This is a genomic window from Vibrio sp. 1078-1 (genome assembly GCF_033340475.1).
Genome location: NZ_JAWOWM010000003.1, coordinates 201,394 through 222,738, shown reverse-complemented (window position 1 = coordinate 222,738; position 21,345 = coordinate 201,394). Strand labels below are relative to the sequence as shown.

The following is a 21,345-nucleotide window of genomic DNA, read 5'->3' as shown; positions in this document are numbered from 1 at the left end:
GACTGAATGTAAAAAGTGTAAAAGCAACCATATATTGATATTTGGTGCAACCATAATTTAATATTGCCTCTTCATAAGTCTATTGCTTTTTATGTTTATGACATTTTTGAAGGGGCTATTTTATATCTGCTTTAGGATGAAATACCTAGCTAAGTGAGTTTGTTTAACACTTCTATCATGGCGTAGGTTTTTCCAACTTGAGCATTGTAATTTCTCAAACTTAACTAAGCGGCAATGAAAATACATGCTTAACCATAGGAGCCATCGTAATCGCTAAGTCATTAAATAGGCGAGGTCTTCCAGGTTGGTTCCCTTGCTTGATTTGCTTCCATAGCTGAACCGTCTCTTAATTAAAAATGTCCGTTAACAGTGGGTGATTAAAGCTTGGTTGTTGTGTTTCCAATTGGTTGTTCTGTAGCGAGGCTGGCTATTAGCCTAAGTATATGAGTGAACTTAGCTGCTCAGCTCATGGGTTGAAGATTTAGTTGCCTGATTTAGGAAACAAAGCTAGTACCCGGCACTAATTTGAATTTTAAGGTAATAAATCACGAATATAACAGTAGAAGTGAAAGACATGCGCTTAATCTGATTAAGCGCATTTTCTGTGTTTTAAGTTTAGTATTTCACTTCGTAGTTCAAGTGGAAGCGACGACCCGGTGCGTTGTAGTAACGTGAGTTGTTACGCTCTGATTGCGCGTACGCCGTCATGTAGTCTTCGTTGAATAGGTTTTCAACAGCGAAGCTTAACGTACCGAACGGAAGATCGTAGTCCACACCAGCGTTTGCAACGAAGTAGCTGTCTACTGCGTATTTCGCGCCAGAAGTGATTTCATCTTCTTTATCACGGTTGCCTGAGTAAACCAGCGTCATGTTGTAGCGACCGAATTCGTAAGCGTCGTAACTGATAACAGACGTTACTTTCAATGGTGCGATACGCGTGCCGTCTAGTGGTTCCCAGCCGCTGTCTTCGTTAAGTTTACGCTCACCTTCTTGCCAAGAGATCGTGCTGTCTGTACGAAGGTTAGCAAGAATGCTGTAACCAAGCGTTGCTTCCGCACCCCAAACTTTTTCTGGTGCACGAGTACTTTCTAGCGCATCGCCGGCTTCGTTTACGTTCAGTGTCGAACCTAGGTCAGATTCGCTGTAGAACGCTGCAAGAGAGTAGTCCGCTTCACCAAGGAAACCACGCACACCCACTTCGTAGTTGTCAGTAGTAATTGGCTTGATAGCACCTTCAACTGTTGAGCTGTTGCCAGAACGAATGTCACGTAGTGCTTCGTTCGTTGACATACCTTGCGCGAAAGATGCAAACAGCTGGTGGTTGTCGGTCAGATCGTGTGTCACACCAATGTTGAATAGGAACTCGTCAAAGTACGGATCACCGCCTTGAACTTGATCACCTGCATTGTTGTGCGTGTTACCTACCGTGAAATCATCCACGCTTAGGCGAACGTACTCGTAACGGATACCGTAAGAAAGAACTGTGTTATCGCTTACATCAGTAATGAACTGTGCGAATGGTGCGATAGCAAATTGCTCTACATCCGGTGTGTTGTTGTAGAAACCGACGCTGTTTGGCTGTTTGAACGACTGTTGTTCAACGTCCATACCCCAAGTCACGAATGCCCAATCAATTTGGCTAGAGATGTTGGCTTTCACGCCGAAACGATCAAAATCTGTCTCGTTGTGGCCATATAGCGTTTGACCAAAGGTTGGAGAATTTGGGTTCTTATCTTTCATCGCAAGCGTGAACGTCTCAGTATCTTGAGCCATCCAGTAACCCGTTACATCGAGCATACCTAAGCTAAAGCCCAGATCTTGGTAACGCGCTTGGTAGTTAGCGAACGTACGTGTCACATCGTTTGGTTTCGCGCCATCTTTGCCTGCAACGCCGTTGTTGTAACCTGGGCCACAGTGAACCGCTTCGGCAGGTTTGCCGTTAGCTGCATCGCCATTCGCTGCACACCAGCCGTCGTTGTCAGTAATGTTACGAACGCCAACAGTCAAAGTCAGTGAACGATCTTCGTCGATGTTACGGTTCCAAACGCCGTTTACGTTTAGGTTGTCCATGTCATCTTCGTTGTTTACCGAAGGTAGGCGGTCACCGTTAGCATCGTAGCTGCCGCCACGTTGCTCGTAACCCAGACCTAAACGCCATTGATCTTTCTTATCACCGCCAGTCGCTTCTTGGTAAACGTTCCAAGTGAACGCATCGCTACCAAACTCTTGGAAGCTTGTGCCAACTTTAGTGCGATATTCTACTGCGCCTTCTTCTGGCATTTTGGTGATCACGTTGATGATACCGCCCTGTGCGCCAAGGCCGTATACCGCAGAACCACCGCGGATAACTTCGATACGCTCAACGTTTTGCGGATCAATCGCCGACAACTCTTGGCCAAAATCTAGGAAGCTGTTGTTTTGTGCAACACCGTCAATCAATAGCAGAACGCGACGACCACGGATTTGGTTTTGACCTTTGCTGCTCAGGTTACCGTGAACAGAAGTCCCCATACCTGGAACCAAGGTTGAAAGCACATCGTTGATGCTGCGGCTTTGGTTCAATTGAGATTGAAGTTGTGCTTGGTCGATAACGGTCACAGAGCGAGGAACGTCGTTAAGCAGCTGTTGAGAACGGCTTGCGGTAACAACCATTGTTTCCATTGCTTGGACTTGGTCGTTACTTTCCGCTGAAACGCCGAAAGGTGAAAGAGTAATTGCACTTACCACTGCAATATTTAGCTTAGATAGTTTGAGTTTCATAGCTTCCTGCAACTAAAAGTTGTCTTTTATAAACTTGTTAATAAATTGATTTAGCTAGCGATTATTGAGCACTTTGTAATTACGTGGTAGTCTAGCACGCAAAGAAGTAATGTAAATATCAATAATTATCATTTGTAATTTAATGGGCAGTTTTACAGCAGTCGTTATCATTTCAATAATTAGCCAAATGCTGTCTATTCAGCTTGCTTATGCAAGTGGATTAAACGCATCAGTTGTCGATGATCTAGACCATACTATTTCGACGTCGAATGTGACCCATTTCCCGCGTGTTGCAAGCGTGTCTACTTTTGGTGCAGAGCTAGTAATAGCAATGGGTGAGAAGCCTGTTGGTGTATCCGATTATCCTGGTGGATTTCCTCCTTATCTTTCTGCTTTAAATGACGTGCCAAGTCTTGGTAATCGTTCAAGAACCAGCTTTGAAGCTTTGTACGATGCGAAGCCAGATTTGGTTGTTGGTTTGGGGCGAATGTTAGAGCCTTACTATCAGCGCTTCGTCGAAATCGCACCGCCTCTCGGTTTTGATTTGATTACTTTAGAAGACAGTTTTTCTGCGGTAGAGCGTGCAAGCATGGCAATGGGGCGAGAAGAGCAAGGGAAATCACTAAATATGTGTTTTCAGACTTTTCTTGATGAAATGCAATCAAAGCTCGGTAATAGACAGTTTTCTGGTTTATTTCTGACAAGTGCAGGCGTCACTCCGCGAGCATACTACTCACACTTTATGTCCGTTGCTCTTATGGAAAAATTGAATATCCGAAGTGCGAATGGTGACTCGCCGTACGCGACGAAAACGCCTTTTTCTGGGCAAGTGGGTCTTGAGTGGTTGGTAAAACTCGATCCCGATGTGATTTTTATGTACCAGAACGCCGAGCCACAATTTACCGAATCGAAAATTTGGCAAAGCCTAAAAGCGGTGAAGAACAATCGAGTTTACTTGGTTGATATGACATGGCGAGAGCCAGAAGGGCCACTTTCACGAATTTGGGTCGCGATGGATATCGCCCACAAAGTGTATCCCGATCTTTTCCCTGCGCCTTCTGTTGAACGAGTTTATGAGGTGATCAATGGCTCATGTTCTTAGGATAACCAAACCAAGTGCGGTGATGGTTCGCAGTTTGGCGACGGCTTTGTTACTAGCTGTGGTTTATGTGTCTTTGTCGAGTGGCATTTACCATTTTGATGCCCAGCAGATCATGGCGTTTTTGATTCCTGATTCAAGCAGCCAAGCATCTTTAGTGTTTTGGGAACTACGTTTACCTCGTACCTTGATCGCACTCTTTGGTGGGGCGGCGTTGGCGGTATCCGGCTCGCTCATGCAAGACATCGTTCGCAACCCGTTAGCGTCTCCAAACCTGACCGGTGTGATGTCTGGCGCAGCGCTTAGCGTGTTGACGGCGACCATGTTTTTGCTGCCATTGCCAACGTTGTTTTGGGGGATTGTAGGTGGTTTGCTTGGCGGTGCCATTACCTTATCCATTAGTTGGAAACAGGGCGTCACACCAGCGCGTTTGGCGTTAGCTGGCATTTCCGTGAGTGCGTTTTGCCAAGCAGCGGTGACCTACATTCTTCTGTCGGATCGCGTAGACAGTGAGTCACTGTTTTTCTGGTTAACGGGCAGTAACGCAGGCGCGAATTGGTCGGTGTTTACGCCGCTTGTTTATACCGTCATTCCTGCGTTTATATTGCTTGCGGTGACACATCGACAGCGTGGTTACTTACTGCTGGATGACACGGTTGCTCGTGGTTTAGGTATCGCGATTAACCGTTATAGATTGGCGTTTGGTTTTGTCTCTGTCGTGCTTACTGCGGTTGCGGTTGGTGCATTTGGTCCTGTCGGTTTTGTTGGCCTTGTTGCCCCTCATCTCGCTCGCATGATGGGGTTGGGACTTGGCGGTGCAGCTTTGATTGGTGCGGCACTCGTTACCGCAGCAGATCTCCTTTCTCGAACCCTGCTTATGCCGTTGGAAATTCCGATTGGCGTCATTACCGCGACTTTAGGTGCGCCTTGGTTTCTTATGTTGATTGTTCGTGAGCTGAGAGGGAAATAATGAAAACGCGTTTCTTATTCCCTTGCTTGGCTTTGCTGGTGTTCGCTCCTGCACTGTTTATCGCTTCTAACCCAGAGCTTAGACAAGCAGGTGAACTGTTTATTACTCGCGGTACTTACCACCCATTTTGGTCGCTAACGTTACCAAGATTTTTGCTGGCGATTATGGCGGGTATGATGCTGGCAGTATCAGGCTTATTGCTGCAAACCACCCTCAAAAACCCGTTGGCAGACAGCGGTATTTTAGGGGTGAACGCTGGTGCTTCTCTTGGTGCTGTTTGTGCGATTTTGTTGCCCGCTTGGTTTAATTGGAATATCACCACAGAAAGCGCGTTGCTGCTGTTTTCAATGGCGGGTGGTTTGCTCAGTGCGATTCCTGTTTTGATCGTTAGCCGAATCGGAAATACCAGTCTCACTCTACTCACAGGTGTAGCGATCACGGCGATTCTTGGCGCGTTGAGTTCGGCGCTAATCTTCACTATTGGTCAGGGTAAAACCGATATCGCATTGCAATGGATGGCGGGTGGTATGTACGGCCGAGGTTGGGAACAAGTGAGTTATCTTTTGCCTTGGTTCTTGGCCTGTTTAGCGTTCATTATTTTGGTGTATTTGCCATTGAAATGGGTACGCTACGATGACGCGATTTTGCGTGGCATTGGTATCAACGGTGCTTTGCTGCGTTTGGGGATTTTGTTAGGCACAGTATTTATTACCGCGCCCGCCGTCTCAGCCGTTGGGCCAATTGGTTTTGTGGGATTGGTGATTCCGCACATTGCACGTTTGCTCAGTGCGAATGATCCTTTGCGAACCATGTTTATGACTTTGACTTTCGGCGCTGGCTTCCTCGCACTTTCAGATGTTTTAGCCAAACACTTACTGTTCCCAACCGAAATTCCAGCGGGCGTGATTACCGCACTGCTTGGTGTGCCATTTTTCCTCTTCTTGTTAAGGAAACACTCATAATGACCCTATCTTCAAAAGGGCTTGAAGGGCAATCGCTCACCTCAGGCTACAACGATACGATGATCTTGAACGATGTGAACATCCGTCTTCAAGAAGGTAAGGTAACGGCGTTCATTGGTCCAAATGGGTGCGGTAAAAGTACGCTGATGAAGACCTTAACCGGTGCGATAAAAGCGAAAAAAGGCGACGTGACTTTTAAAGGCAAAGCGCTTAACCAATGGAAGCTTAAAGATCTCGCTAAACACATTGCGATTCTGCCTCAACATCCTACGGCACCAGAAGGTGTATTGGTTGAGCAGCTTGTTGCGCTTGGTCGTGTTGCTCATCGCAAGTGGTATCAGGGCAATAGTGAGCGTGACCAAGAAGTGATGACTGAGTCGCTTGCTTCTGTCGGGTTGTCTGGTTACGAAAAGCGTGTAGTGAGTACGTTGTCGGGTGGTGAGCGTCAGCGCGTTTGGCTGGCGATGTGTTTGGCGCAAGAAGCACAGTGGTTATTGCTAGATGAACCAACCAGTTATCTCGATTTAGGTCACCAACTCGAGTTACTCGAAGTACTCGATAAGTTGAACAAGGAACGCAACTTAACCATTGTTTATGTTCTGCATGAACTGAGCCAAGCTGCGCAGTTCTGCGATGAACTGGTACTAATGAAAAAAGGTCAGATTTTAAAACAGGGATCGCCTTTGGATGTGCTCACTGAATCGACCCTTGAATCGGTGTTTAAAGTGGAAGGAAAAATGGAAGTCATTGATGGCTACGTTTACTGTTTACCAAAAGCTTATGTTCGTGAGGAAGCGCGTTAATGGAAAACCTGTTTAATCAGTTTCGTACTTTGGTGGCTTTGCCTGAGAATGTTAAAACGCTGAGCATCACCGAGCAGCAAGCCATCTTGAATCGACACGAACCTTTCTTCCGCTTACGTTTTGTTGAACAGCCGAAAGGCATTAAAGCCAGTGAATGGTTTGAGCGTGATTTTCCTGCTGTTGTGCAAGATTACGCAAACTCTATTGAGGCAAAGCTGCCTTTTGCCGTGCCTATCTGGCAGAAAGTGTTCAACGCGATTTTGTTGACGTCGCTGGTCGGTCACCGTGTGGTGTTTGATCGCGTGTTGCAGTTAACACTCGATGATCTGTATCTGACCATTGGTGAAGACCATCGTATCGCAAGCATTGAAGTGTTGAGTGCAACGCCTTTCTTTGCTCTTGAGGCTGGTAACGAAAACGCGATGCAAGTGGAGTCAGAACTGGCTTTAGATGAGAAACTTGCGCAATTCATTACGACGCTCTCTGAGCCATTGGTGCCGCTGTACAAAAAGCAGAAAGTTAGCCCGAAAGTGTTTTGGGGGAATGCCTTGTACGCGTGTGATTTGGCGTTTTCTAAACTTGCGCATCAACCATTAGCCAATGACAGGTTAGATCTAGACGTGCAAGCGGCATCAAAGTGGCAGCAAAACCTATTTAACGCGGTAACACCAAAAGGCGGTGAGTTAAACACGGTAAAAAAGGTGACCTTTAATGGCTTTCAAAAGCTCTACGTGAGACGAGAAACGTGCTGTCTGAAATACAAAATTGAAGGCAAAGAGAAGTGCTCAACCTGTAACTTGCACGATTCAGAAATCCAAGAAAACATCATGCGTATGAACATGCTTGGGTTATTTCAGTAAAATCGATAAATTATCATTTTTTATTGACCACATGTAATTTCAGTAAAAGTCGCTTATTTGAAAAGGTTTTATGTGATTTAGAGCAAAGTTATGGTCTACTGTAGTTGCGGATAAATGACAGTAGGAAGAATACACGAATCGAAGTGGCTGTTGTTACCTATTTGACTGCTCATACCGTTGCCATTCCGCTGTTAACTCTGCTTTTTCTTTTCTCGCTGCAATCAGCATTTCTATATTTACGTCAGTGTTTGGGTGCCTTTGAATGTATCGTTCGTAATCAACCGGAACACCATTGATGTGCAGTTCAAGATGTAAATGCGGCCCTGTTGTTCTTCCTGTGTTACCCGTTTTCCCTATCACTTGTCCTCGGCTGATCTTCTCACCAACATGGACGTTGCGCTGAGATAAGTGTAGGTAGCGTGATACAGAGCCATTTGTGTGGCGGATATTAATGTAGTTGCCGGCAAAACGGTTGTAGCGGGACTTTAAAACGACGCCATCAGCAATACTACGAATCGGTGTACCTACAGGTGTGGCATAATCAGTGCCTAAGTGCGGAGTCGTTATATTGGTCACTGGATGTGTTCGCTTTAAGTCATAGTCAGAGCTCACTCTGTAGTTTTTATCAAAGGGTGAAGAAAACATGAACTGATTATTTATCGACACACCATGCTCATCAAATACGTTACCGTGACCATCATTGATAATAAATAAATCAGTTTTACTGCCTAAATAGTAAAAAGAACTAATGTAAGTTTCATTTTTACTATTTAATTTAGTTCTTAAGATAAAGTTATCACCTCTTTTAATAGAGTCAATAATATTAAACTTGCTTTTGATAAGTGCTAATAGCAAGTTGATCTCTTTTTGACTCACTCCTGATTTTAATAATGAAGCGACAAAAGAGTATTCAACAACACCGATAGTGATTTTTTGCCTACGAGTATTCTTATTAATTGGTGGCTGCACATTCTTACTTTCGAATTCTAAAGGCTTGATGGTAGGTAGCCTATCCACAGGAGTGAGGAAGTAGTGAGAAAGCGATACGCTAATCAATATGATTAACGCAGTAGTGATAAAGGCTACGGTAGGAGCTTGCACACTCCTTTTTATTATTAAAATAGTCATTAGTTTTGTTGATTTATCAATACTGACAGTTGTGCGTAGAGTATAATATTTTAAATAAAAACTAGCATTAAAGCATGAGTAATTCCTCTGTTTTAACTAAGTTAATAATTATAGGATGTAAGAATAATTTTAATAATTCAGTCAAAGTGACGGTTGGCTTGGTGTTTATGCCTATTTTGTTGGTGTTAATGTCACGTTGAGAAAATATTTTTCAATAATATAATCTCGGGAAAATATATTTTGCCAAATTACTATGTTCGCTAAAAATACGCTGAAATTAACATTAGGTCTTACGCTTACATCTCTTTTATTGAGTGCATGTGGTGGTGGTGATGGAGGAGACAACACACCGCCAGCTAGAAGCAAAGGAAGCATTTCCGGTATGGTGTTTGACGCCCCAGTCAATGGCGCCAAGATTGAGGTTTTCGAGTTCAAAAATGGAAACTTAGGTCGGAAGTTGGCTAACACAACGTCTGATGCCTTCGGAAACTATCTGCTAGAGTTTGAATCTTCGTCAATGCCTCTTTTTGTTGTTGCAAAAGAGGGGAGTTATACCGATCCGTTTACAAATGAAACGGTATCTGTGAGTAATGCGAAGACACTTAAATTTGAAGGTGTTGTGAACTTTAAAGAGGGGAGTGAGCAAAAGTTAATGCTTACTCCGCTGTCGAACTTGGCAGCAGGCTTGGCAAAGTACAAAATTTCTCAGGGGGCCACAGATGAAAGTGCCTTTTCAACTGCTTTGGATAGTATCAATAGCATGTATGGCTTTGACGTAAATGAGACCAAACCTATTGATATTACCAAAGGTGGGCAAAGCAGCTTTGCTAGTGTAGGGCATCAATACGGCGCTTTATTAACAGCATACTCGTCTTACTCTTACGATCTTATTAAAAAATACGGCAACAGCGATAACGTCTACACTTCGATGCACTTCGCTGACATCCAATATCGGGATGTTATTGCAGATGGTGTTCTTGATGGTCTTGAAGTGAGCCAGACTTCCGGAGCAGTGACTCCCCTCAGCTTTGGACAGAAAAAGATAAACAGCGACGTTTATACACGTGACTTATCTCAACATGTTTTGATCGTGGTAAACGACCCAAGTATCAATATTTCTGGTACTGATGCTGCCGACTATGTCGACTTTAGTAAGAAGCTTAATGACTTAGGTACATATGGCAGTACAGATGGCGTCATTCCACCGCGAGATGGGACGGAGATCGATACCACAGCGCCTATCGTGACACGCATTGACCGTGATGTACTTGCTGGCACCGATAAAGTTGATCTAAAAATTGTTGATGATATCGGTGTAGAAGACGTATCCGCCTTTATTCAGTATCAGATTAATGGCTCTTGGTCTGGTGAATTTCAATGTAACGACATACAAGATTTTGGAAGCACATTCTGTTCGGTTGAATTTGATGATTTTGAAGTTGGCCTTCGAGAGACCAACGTTAAAGTTAACATTAATACCAAAGAGATCGATAGTGTAGATATGAACCCTGCCACAGGGCTCTCAAACGTAACAGCAGCACGGTTAGTCTTATATACAGCGGATGTACTGGGTAATGAGTTAATTCCAGGCAGCCATTCGGGTCTTCATATCAACTTTGAATGGGATAACGATGCGCCTGTTATCGATATTACATCGGCGAGTGCAATTAATAACCAACTTAAAGAATACGTTCTGAAAGGGGTTGTAAAAGAAAGCTCGCAAGAGATTAGTTCGGTCAGTATTTCATTTAAAGATGGCTTACATGAGGGCGTCACATGTTCTCCTGTCACTGTAGAGTCTGGAAATGCTTGTGAGTTTAGTAAGGCTTACCCAACTGATGAATTCCTATCTACGACGGTCTTTGAGGTTCGAGCGAGGGATAGCAAAGGCAATACGGGCTCTGCGCAGCATGCAGTAAGTCGTGACGATCAAGCGCCAGCACAGACGATAACCTATCCTGAAGGTACGTCAATGACGTACGTAAATGTGGGTTTAGATGGTGAACGAACCACTTACGATGGTATCTACTCTCAAGATACGTACACCCCAGACAATGTTCAAGCAAGCCGCGATTTCCTGAAGATTGATTATGCGTACGCAAGTTTAGGGATTAAGAACTCATTAAAAGGGATAGATTTTAGTAACTTCAACGCTAATTTATTGAAAGAGAATAAAATCCCTTATGTTCGTGTGAAAGTTTCAGACGTAAACACCGATACGGTTTTAGGCTCCAACGCTAATAAGCTTAAGCTCGTCGTCAAGTACTACGTAAGCCAAAACAACGATAACAACTACTCACTTCAGCAAGTTATTGATACAACGGCATCAGATGACGATTACATCGCAAAAATTCCGCACGAAACGCTGTTAGATAGCAATGGGCGAGTAGAGGATGTCATCTATTACATTCCTTTTGTAAGAGATATTTTGGGTGACAGCTTTAAATCGGTATCAGAAAACAGTAGTCAAAAGTTAGTCATTCAAACCATCGATGAGTCTGATAACGAAAGTACTCCAAGAGAAGTATATTTTAGAAGTAGCTTTGACCTACCAACCATAAAAGTGGTGACACCATTTATTGGTGCGCGAGCTCAACTTGAAGGGTTGAGCCCAAGTGGTGAATTCACTTCACTTGCAAGTTGTACCACTATCCAGCAACTGGAAAGTGACCAGTCTATGGCTCTTGACGTAGCGAGCTGTGAAACCACAACTGACGTAGTGAATTATGATTTCATGCGTGTTCGTTTAATTGGTATCGAAGGTAGTGAGCCATACTATTACCAATGGAAAAGAGATCCAGGGACCAAGAAAGTAACGGTTGACTTAAACAAGGCCAATATTGGTGTGTATTTTAAGCTCAAAGGTTCTCAAACTTACTATATTACTGAACTATCGACATATCAGACTGGTTTGTTTGATTTCCAGTGGGATCAAGTGACAGCGGGAGAGAAAACTTCAGAACGTGCGATTCAAATTCTTGATGAGGTGCGCTACGCGTTATCAGGTACGAATAACAACTCATTCTTTGGGTTTGATCCAACGGTTGTGTCTTATGCAACCAATGAAATGCTTACGACTAAAGCGATTCCAGACAAGCCATCAAATGACTATCTACACCGATTCCTTGTTGAAGCAATTGATAGTATTGCCGAGAGAATGCCAAGAAATAACTCATTAGATTTTGCATCTGCTATTTACGATGATTTTAGCTACGATGGAAAAGCAAATGGTATAGGGGCCGGAGGAAGTCAAGTTACGCTCGATTCTTACACGTTTGGCGCTGAAACTTACCGAAAAGATCTGGCGCAATCCTATTATGAAATCATGGCGAGCAAATACGGTATTGAGACCAATATCGCGCAGCTCTATGCTGATGATATTTCGATGGCTAATCCTGACTTAAATGGTAAGAACATTTTTGATACAGAGGGTAGCAGTATCGATACCTTGCCGCCGCAGCCAAAATTAACCATTGAAAGCGGTAGAGAGACGATGGTTGGTAATAGGCTTTATATCGCTGGCGAGGTTGTTTCTAAAATTGTCCTAGACGATCCTTCTGGTATTGTAGGAACCGACGCTCACGGCCCGAAGTTTAGCACGATGTGGTATCAAGCCAATGAGCCAAATATTGAAATACCACTGGACATCAACATCGTAGAAAACTCAGACAGCAGCAATGCTTATCGAAAAGAGTACTTCTTCATCCTTAACTCCCAGTCTAGTGAACTAAAAGATATTATAGAGTTTGCCGTGGAGACCAGTGCTATGGACCCACATGGCAATGCGTATGGTTATAATGGTAAATCTCCGTTTATAGAATCGGTGTTTATTGATAACGATTTCCCTAAGGCCAGTTACCTTCCACCCAATGATGTCGATGGTAAACCTGTAGAAAACGGTATTTATTTAAATGCGAACAATACTCATGAATTAACCTTCAAGGTTGAGGATATTGTTGGTGATAAGCTTGCCTCGAGGGGCCTTGTTTTCTACCAGCAAACCGGTGAAAAAGTAACATACACACCAGAAAACTTTGCAAGTAACTCGAAAGACGCGTTTAAAGTCAAACTATGTACGGGCGAGATTTGTTCAAATCAAGGCTCTACGATTTATCCTGGTGATGGAGATTGGTTAGTTGTTGCAGCAGCAGAGGACAACTTAGGTAACTCCGTTTCAGAGTTAACTAGCACCGCTCCGAGATTCAATATTCGTATCGACTCTGAAGCCCCTATTGTAAAAAGTGAGCAGGTTCAAAGCCGTTTAGGTGGTAATAACCAATGGGCACCTGTCATTGATTGGGGGACGTTAAGCTCTGGCAATAACGTAAAAATAGATTTGCGCCGCGGATCTGGTCAGGCTCTGACATTAGAAAGCTGTGACCCTCTAACAGAGGCGTGTGACGTACCATACCTAGTTGGTGAACAGCCTGACGTCAAAGTCCAACTGGTTTCAAAAGCATTTGATTACGATGAATGGAATGAATTTTACGTCACTGCGACGGACAACGCTTACCCTGCCAATGTCAGTACAACAGGGAAATTCACATTCCAAGTCGATAACAAAGGCCCTGAAATCATCCTAAATACACCTTGGGTTGAAGACACATTGTCCAAAGAGAACTATGTCATAGGGCGTGAGTTCAACGTGCGATTTAAATCCGTAATAGACGATTCAGACCTTGAGCAAGTCTCGCTGTATCAAAGTGGTAAAGATTCGCCAATTAAGACAATTGTGCCAACGGATTCATCTAAAGAGTTTGTCATGTCTCTTATCAAGAGTGACACAGATAAAATAGACATTTCTGAAGATGAAAAAACAACGTCATTGTATGTAAAAGCAACCGATATTTATGGTTTTGAGTCTAGTTCTAACACGCACAAGGTTATTCTTGATCGTGATGGACCAACATTAGGATTAAGTGGTTTCAATGCGAATGACTACTACTTAGGTAACTATGTCTTTGACCTAACGGCGCTAGACCTAAATGCAAACGGTGATGTTTCAATTAATGGCGTAAATCGAGAAAGCCTAGAGTATTGGACGTTTAGCGATCTGGAACCATTACCTGGCTCTCCCGGTACAAAAATCAATGAGGATCTCAAAGTGAGCCTTGGTGATTTAGGTACGGGTACACACAAGGTTCGTTTAAAAGGGTCTGATGTTCGTGGCAACACAACCTTAACCAGTGATGAGCAAGATTTTACCGTCAAAGTGTACAACTCAATCCCGCAGGTGACGCTGGCGATGAGTTACACGGATGGAACGCCAATTACAAACAACACCATCTATCAAGATGGGAATATCGTACTTACGCTTGATATTGTTGATGATAGTGGCGTTGATCGAATTGACTCAACTTATAGATTCTCTGGAGAGCAAAACGGGACTAACTTTACGTTCTCAGAAACCGCAGATGGCACTTGGATTGCAAAGTTGCTTTCTACACAAATTGCCAAAGATGGTAATTATGAACTTGATATCAAAGTTTATAACAAAGTTCGTTACCTTGATGAAAAAGACCGAAAGGTTGGAAAAGTAAACCAAACCTTTAGCGTACAGCGTGAAGGCGTGGTTCTAACAGTTGAAAGCCCGCTGGACTTCCAAAATTACTTATCTGATGGTGTTCTTGATGTCACCTTTACTACATTGAGTGCGGTCAAAGCCAAAACGTTAGAGTGTTGGGTTCGTGAAGAATACAACTCTCTGGATGCGCCACCAACTAATGAGCAACCAACTTCTGGTGTTATCAACGTATCGCAAGAACCTTACAGTTGTAGTGTCAATGTTGGGCAAAACATGACCAAAGCACCTGTTACTTTGATCACTAAAACCTTGGGTACAAATGGGCGTGAAACGATCAACAAGTTCAATTTCTCGATGGTGGATATTGATGCACCGACAGTCGTAGATGGTAACTCATACAGTTTTAAAGGAAGTGATGTTTGGTTTGATGAAGCTTTGAAGAAGAAGATGCTCACATTTGAGCTCTCTTTCAATGATGCTTTATCAGGCGTGAATACCGAAAGTTCAGATGAATATCCAAAGTTGGTTCGTAATCTTGGCAACAAAGCTTATACACCAACGACTTGTGCCAAAGGTGTTGGAAATATCAAGTGTACGTATTCTGAATCCTATGCCGATATTATTGATGGCCTGAGTACAACTCAAGAATACAAAATCAAGAACTTATCTGATTTAGCAGGAAACTTGACGCCAGAGCACGATCTATTGCTTGAATTACCTAAAGGTTCGGTAGTCGTTGAAATTACTGATCCGGTTGGAAACACAACCATTAATGGTCAGCAGCTTGTCGCCAAGTTCAGAATTAAGCTGTATGAAAACTCTAGGCTAGACAATGTGATGGCCAGGTTTGGAACGGAATCCTACAACTATAAAGATAATCCGGAGAAGTTTGCACAATTAGAGGTGTGTGCAGATGATCCAACCTACAAGTGTTCAACATTTACAAGTGAACTTCCTAGCGATGCGGATGGAAAAACGATCAGGACGACGATTACAGCAACGGATGTTTGGTCGAGAGTCGGTGAAGCGACCGTTGATATTAAAGTTGACAATACATCTCCAAGTGTTGGCGATGAGATTATCGTAACTGAATCGCCAACAAATCCAGATAATGTTCGTTTTCGTTTCGACATAACAGACACTGGTAGCAGCCTGGCAAAAGTAAACTATTCAATTTTAAACCCAAGCTATCAAGAAGAAAGAGTAGAGGATGGGAACGGTTCATCTACGTACTTTGAACTACCGAAATCTCAGTTAGAGGGGCGTGGTTCAATCACGGTTGATATCAAAGCGACAGATAGTGTTGGGCTATATTCAGACATCAGAAAAGTCATTGATATTAGTGTTCCTAAAGTCACGGTTGATTTCGATGGAATTACGAGTTTGCAGGGGGGCAAACTGTTTTTTACCAAGGCGAGCCAGCCGTTTACGGTATCTACTGTGGAAGGAGAAAGAGTGAAAGCTTCACAATATTCTGTGGAGCTTATTCCAAGCCTCGGTGATTCCTTGCGTTACTCAGGTGATGTTATCTCATCTAGTGGTAATGGAATGATGAACTTTGCCGTCGATAACCAAGGGTCATACACCCTTAAGGTGACGGTGACGGACTCAGTTGGAAGAGAGAATACAAGCTTTGAATTACTGGGCAAAAGTTATGATGGAAAGGTTATCGAATCTATTGTTGATTATGACGCTCCAAGTATTTCGGGCTTAAGTGCTAATCAAATTTCTAAGGTACCGACAAACGATAAGTATCAGCTAGAAATTAGCGCATACATTACAGATAAAAATTTAAATCTCGTCACGTCAAAAGCGGTGAGTGGTGGCAGCACTGTGGCTCCTCAAGCGATTACTGAGCCGACAACCGAAGCGGGGCCTTATGTCATAAGCTATTTGTTACCTAAAGGCGATCATACGATCACGGTGGCAGCAACAGACAAGGTGGATAACAAGAGTGAAAGTTCTATTGACGCGCATGTGGAAGCGGCAACCGTTCCCGGGCTAAGTATATCTACTGCTTCAAGCGCCCCTCTTTTTGGAGGTGAAGAGATTACACTTACGTTTAACTTTACAGAAGAAGTTACTAACTTTGATATCTCAGATGTCCACCTTGTCGCTAGTGATAACGGCGCAACAGGAACGTTAAAGCAAGATACGTGGTCCACGTCAGACAACGTTACGTGGACGGTTAATTACATCAGTCCAGAAAAGCAAGATAAAAACATAACAATACAGGTAGAGGATGATAGCTACCAAAGTACCAACACCATTCCTGGAAAAGGAAGCAGTTTAAATATCGCGGTTGAAGGAACCTTACCAAAACTGACCAATGTGACATTTAACCCTGAGCATCAGAGCGTGGGGCAAAGCGTGAGTATCTCGCTTGAGTTTGATAAAGAGCTCCAAGAGGCGACCGCTACGCTTGGCGGAAATCGCATTAGTTCTCTGTCAGCAACGGCAGATAAAAAGGTCTGGGTTGGTGATGTACAAGTTCCGAGCACCGCGCTGTTAAGTGTCGACTTGGTTGTTAGTCAATTTAAAGATTTGACTGGCAACATAGGTGAGGATAACACCGCTCACGAATTACCGATCACGCCAACCTTAGCTATTGCGCCAGTGGGCAGTGTGGATGAAACGCATGCCGCCACGCTACAATTCGAAGGCACGTCGACACGTTTTGACGGTCAGTCCCTGCGTCTTGAAGTAAAAGCCCAAGGCAGCGCGACGGTATTGAAAAGCAGCAGTGCGACGGTACAAGCCGGTGGCAATTGGACCAGTGACGCGATTGATATGAGTCACCAAACCAACGGCACTTATACCGTGATTGTGACAGGGACGAACTCTGCGGGCATTGAAGTGAGTGAAAGCCAGAGCTTTACACTGGCGCAGTCTCTGCCAACGCTGACTAACGTGACGTTTACGCCTGAGCACCAAGCCATCGGCCAAAGCGTGACGGTGACGCTGGAATTCGATAAAGATCTGCAATCCGCCGCAGCAGAGTTAGGTGGTACGACGATCACTTCATTAGTGGCAACCGCGGACCCAAGTGTTTGGACTGGTGATGTGGTGGTACCAAGCACGTCAGAGCTGAATGTGGCGTTGCTTGTTCGTGACTACCAAGACTTATCAGGAAATACCGGTAGCCAGAACACGGCTTACTCCATGCCGATCACGCCAACTTTAGCTATTACGCCAGTGGGTAATGTGGATGAAACGCAAGCCGCCACGCTACAATTCGAAGGTACGTCGACACGTTTTGACGGTCAGTCCTTGCGTCTTGAAGTGAAAGCCCAAGGCGGCGCGACGGTATTGAAAAGCAGCAGCGCAACGGTACAAGCCGGTGGCACTTGGATCAGTGACGCAATGGACATGAGTCACCAAATCAATGGCACTTATACTGTGATGGTGACGGGGACGAACTCAGCGGGCATTGAAGTGAGTGAAAGCCAGAGTTTTACATTGGCGCAGTCTTTGCCAACGCTGACTAACGTGACGTTTACGCCTGAGCACCAAGCCATCGGCCAAAGCGTGACGGTGACGCTGGAATTCGATAAAGATCTGCAATCCGCCGCAGCGGAGTTAGGTGGTACGACGATCACCTCGTTAGTGGCAACCGCGGACCCAAGTGTTTGGACTGGTGATGTGGTGGTACCGAGCACGTCAGAGCTCAATGTGGCGTTGCTTGTTCGTGACTACCAAGACTTATCAGGAAATACCGGTGGCCAGAGCACGGCTTACTCCATGCCGATCACGCCGACCTTAGCCATCACGCCAGTGGGCAATGTGGATGAAACGCATGCCGCCACGCTACAATTCGAAGGCACGTCGACACGTTTTGACGGTCAGTCCCTGCGTCTTGAAGTAAAAGCTCAAGGCAGCGTGACGGTACTAAAAAGCGGCAGTGCAACGGTACAAGCCGGTGGCACTTGGACCAGTGACGCGATGGATATGAGTCACCAAACCAATGGCACTTATACTGTGATGGTGACGGGGACGAACTCAGCGGGCATTGAAGTAAGTGAAAGTCAGAGCTTTACACTGGCGCAGTCTCTGCCAACGCTGACTAACGTGACGTTTACGCCTGAGCACCAAGCCATCGGCCAAAGCGTGACGGTAACGCTGGAATTCGATAAAGCATTGCAAGGTGCTGTGGCGGAGTTAGGTGGTACCACGATCACTTCATTAGTGGCAACCGCGGACCCAAGTGTTTGGACTGGTGATGTGGTGGTACCAAGCACGTCGGAGCTCAATGTGGGGTTGGTTGTTCGTGACTACCAAGACTTATCAGGGAATACCGGTAGTCAGAACACGGCTTACTCCATGCCAATTACACCGACAATACACCTAGACGTTATCAACGATGTTACTGGAGTGGAAAGCATGACAGTAAGTGGTAGCAGTGAACGGTTTGAAGATGGTGAGTTCATAGATATTAAAGCAGTCGACGCTGATGGTACAGAAGCCACAGGCATGGCTACCGTGCTTTCAGACTCATGGACAACTGATTTAGATCTTTCAGGACTGAAGGAGGGGGTAGTGACGATTTATGTAAATGGTACCAACAAGCTTTCCGCCTCTGCCGAAGAGGCTCTAGCAACATTTAACTATGATCGTTTCGCAAGTACAGCCTCCTTAGGTGCTGTTTACAACCGATATTTTAGTGATAACAAAACTTTAAAAAATGCGGCATAAATAAAGCGAGCGTTTAGCTCGCTTTATTTCTTTGGGACTTTTTGTGATATTTATCAAAATAATTGCCTTTATTGATAAGTTACTCGAATTAATGAATCGTCTTAATACAAGGCTGAATAACTATAATAACTAGGCCAATGTTGCTTTTAGGTGTGTATGAAGTGATTGTGATGGTTGCTCGGCAGGTGCTGTGGTGAATGTGTCGCGTTGAAAATCTTTTTAAATATTATATATTTACGCTCGTTTCTGTACTCTGAGTATAGTGTTCTGCATGAGGTCGATGGGTAATACCTCGCCTCTTTAACTCGCGATGAAGCAAATTTAATCCTAGCAAGCTTCAGAGCAGTTACTTTTGTGAGTGCGTAATGCGCTCACCTTTTTATTTAAACTTCCTCAGTAACAGTCAATTTGTTGTTTGTTGCTGAGGAGGGCACCTCATAAACTTCTGAATTTCCTCGTGCTTACCTGAAGCGCACGTTACTACGATTTTTGTTAACTTCAGTCCATAAATTAAATTTTTTTAGATAGTAAGATTTTACCATTTTGACAGAGTGGGTGATGTTACTGGCTTTTGTTGTGGTCAAATCGCATGTTTTGATAGCAAAAGTCACCATTTTTTTGGTGTTTTTGATTTCGGGCGATTTTTCTATCTCGTTGAAAATAAATGGCTAAGTAAGTAGGATACGCAGACCAAATCGTACTTGTAAGCCTTATCAGCTTAATTGTCACCGCAGCCATATTTACGATGTTGGTTGTGGAGAATTCAAATGCATTTAGTTTGCAAATTTATACCTAGCTCGAAGCTATCCTCCAACGAGCTATCTCATGTTCTTACACCGGACGAGTGTATAGGACAGCTTTCGCGTTTGCGAAATTCAGATGACATCCTTAGAAACCTCCCTAAAGAATTGGCGCAAAAGATTTCCATCTCTACCAAAAAAACGACCAGCGCATTGCTAGCTGCTATAAGAATCGAATTGGGAAAAGGCAATTGGGTGTCATTATCTACCGTTGCACGTCGGTCGCCATTGACGGACTCTCAGCTGCAAAGCTTCCCGAGACTTAAATCACTCGTTGACTCTGTATCTGCTTCGAATGAAAGCAAAGCTTTTAAAGCGGGTTATAAGCAGGTTACTGACGATGTTGCTTTAGTTCGTAGTTACACGCATGTCCCCTCTGAGCCAAGTCCAGATCAAAAAATCGTTGTCGAGTTTGCAGGGCAGTGGTCTAGCAACGCGGCATGTTTGATGTTGGGAAAAACCGAAGCTCAAAAAGAAAAAGTGACTGTAGGCAAGGCTGATACAGAAAACAAACACCGCAGCCTCGCGATATTTAAAGATCTCGAAGCTGAGGGCAAAACGCTCTATATCAAGATCCCTTGCACTGACCAGCCTCAGCCAATTTTGCTTAAACTCGCCGAAGACCTGCAACCCGTTGATAAAGAAACTCAAATGGATGAGTGGGATAACGTGTTGGTGCCTGTGGTTCCGCTGCACTTCCCTGGTAGCGATAAATCAGATGAAGCTGCAGAAGTGTTTAAATCAGGCTACGTGTATGTTGTTTGGAACAATAAAATTTGGCGCGAAGTGGCAATTACGGAAAATGGTTACTTTTCAGATACGGATATTAATAGTGTTCGTGAAGGCTCTAGACCCAAAAGGCACGCCGATATCTATATGACCAACCCTGAAACAGGCGGTGTTTTCGCTTATGAGCCTTTCCAAATCGTGCAGAACGGCAAGGTGGTAAGTGAAGGCTCTTTGAATGGCTCTGGAGAGGCTCGAGTGTTCAACTTAGTTGAGGAAGAAGTTGAGATAGTCATGACAGGCTATGAGCCACAAATCAAAGAAAAGATTGAAACAAATTTGAGCCCTATTAATGCTTCTAGCCCAGTGGAGCGGAGCGCGCAAGGTTACCCTCTCCCGCATATATGGCTTCCTTACAAGATTAAAGGTGAGCCTCAAGAAGTATATTTGGCTTATAACAGTAAACGATTGAGCGAGAGTGAACTATCTCAACTAGAAAGTGATCCTGGAACCAAGGCCATAAAAGTCACTGATCTTAACCATTATAGCAGTGAGAAAAGCTTTAAAATTGGAGACGGTTCTGTTCGTCTGCTCTCAGTATTACCAAGTGCTGCGACCTCAAAACCTGAAAAATACGCAATGTTACGAAGCCAGGTAAATAAAAATGTAGCGGTCGTGTATTTACTTAAATCTGTCGAGATAGTTTTCGAATATCCGGGCTATACGACGCTGGACGAGTCAGATGATTACTTTGAGTTAAGGCAAAGCGATGGTGATTGGTCGCAGCGAGTGTGCTTGCGCCAATGTATAAAAAAAGAGAATGGTTCTAGGTTGATTCGTTTTACTGGTTGGCCTGCAGAGGTTAAAGAAGTGGACCTTCTCCGTGGTTATCAGGGCAATAGTCATCACGGAAGAGATAATAAAACGGTCATTTTTGCTCAAACACCCATTGCGGATTTACTGGCTTATAAGAAAAAAGATCAGACAAGTTAACAAAACAACTTATTCGGGTTGCGTTGTC

Annotated in this window: 9 protein-coding genes; 7 read left to right on the top strand and 2 right to left on the bottom strand. The window is 44.1% G+C overall.

Translation table 11 applies throughout. From position 1 onward, the window contains the following. Positions 1-615: 615 nt before the first annotated feature. Positions 616-2,760, bottom strand: a complete 2,145-nt coding sequence (locus R7190_RS07995) for a TonB-dependent receptor (RefSeq protein WP_186585434.1) — start codon at positions 2,758-2,760, stop codon at positions 616-618. Positions 2,761-2,902: 142 nt separating this feature from the next. Between R7190_RS07995 and R7190_RS07990 the strand changes: the two genes are divergently transcribed. Genes R7190_RS07990 through R7190_RS07970 form a run of 5 tightly spaced genes read left to right on the top strand, consistent with a single transcriptional unit; the run spans position 2,903 to position 7,454 of the window. Beyond that, positions 2,903-3,862, top strand: coding sequence for an ABC transporter substrate-binding protein (locus R7190_RS07990; RefSeq protein ID WP_047101249.1), 960 nt, complete (start codon positions 2,903-2,905; stop codon positions 3,860-3,862). Beyond that, a complete protein-coding gene (locus tag R7190_RS07985) occupies positions 3,846-4,829 on the top strand; it encodes a FecCD family ABC transporter permease (protein ID WP_186585432.1) in 984 nt (327 codons plus the stop codon). Before R7190_RS07990 ends, R7190_RS07985 begins: the two co-directional genes overlap by 17 nt. After that, positions 4,829-5,791, top strand: coding sequence for a FecCD family ABC transporter permease (locus R7190_RS07980; RefSeq protein ID WP_186585430.1), 963 nt, complete (start codon positions 4,829-4,831; stop codon positions 5,789-5,791). The genes R7190_RS07985 and R7190_RS07980 overlap by 1 nt, the downstream gene beginning before the upstream one ends. Beyond that, on the top strand, positions 5,791-6,594 hold the full coding sequence (locus R7190_RS07975; protein ID WP_186585428.1) for an ABC transporter ATP-binding protein: 804 nt from the start codon (positions 5,791-5,793) through the stop codon (positions 6,592-6,594). Before R7190_RS07980 ends, R7190_RS07975 begins: the two co-directional genes overlap by 1 nt. Further along, positions 6,594-7,454: a (2Fe-2S)-binding protein gene (locus tag R7190_RS07970; protein ID WP_186585426.1), complete on the top strand. Its 861-nt coding sequence runs from the start codon at positions 6,594-6,596 to the stop codon at positions 7,452-7,454. The genes R7190_RS07975 and R7190_RS07970 overlap by 1 nt, the downstream gene beginning before the upstream one ends. A 153-nt stretch (positions 7,455-7,607) precedes the next feature. On the opposite strand, the gene R7190_RS07965 is transcribed toward R7190_RS07970, so the two are convergent. Beyond that, entirely contained in the window at positions 7,608-8,582 is a 975-nt protein-coding gene (locus R7190_RS07965; RefSeq protein ID WP_054865523.1) for a M23 family metallopeptidase, read from the bottom strand. A 253-nt stretch (positions 8,583-8,835) separates the two neighbouring features. Here R7190_RS07965 and R7190_RS07960 point away from each other — a divergent pair, with 253 nt between their 5' ends. Beyond that, positions 8,836-18,798 carry a tandem large repeat gene (locus tag R7190_RS07960; protein WP_318137536.1) on the top strand — a complete coding sequence of 3,321 codons (9,963 nt, stop codon included), beginning with the start codon at positions 8,836-8,838 and terminating at the stop codon, positions 18,796-18,798. 767 nt (positions 18,799-19,565) lie between these two features. Further along, a complete protein-coding gene (locus R7190_RS07955) occupies positions 19,566-21,317 on the top strand; it encodes a hypothetical protein (protein WP_186585605.1) in 1,752 nt (583 codons plus the stop codon). The last annotated feature ends 28 nt before the right edge of the window (positions 21,318-21,345 follow it).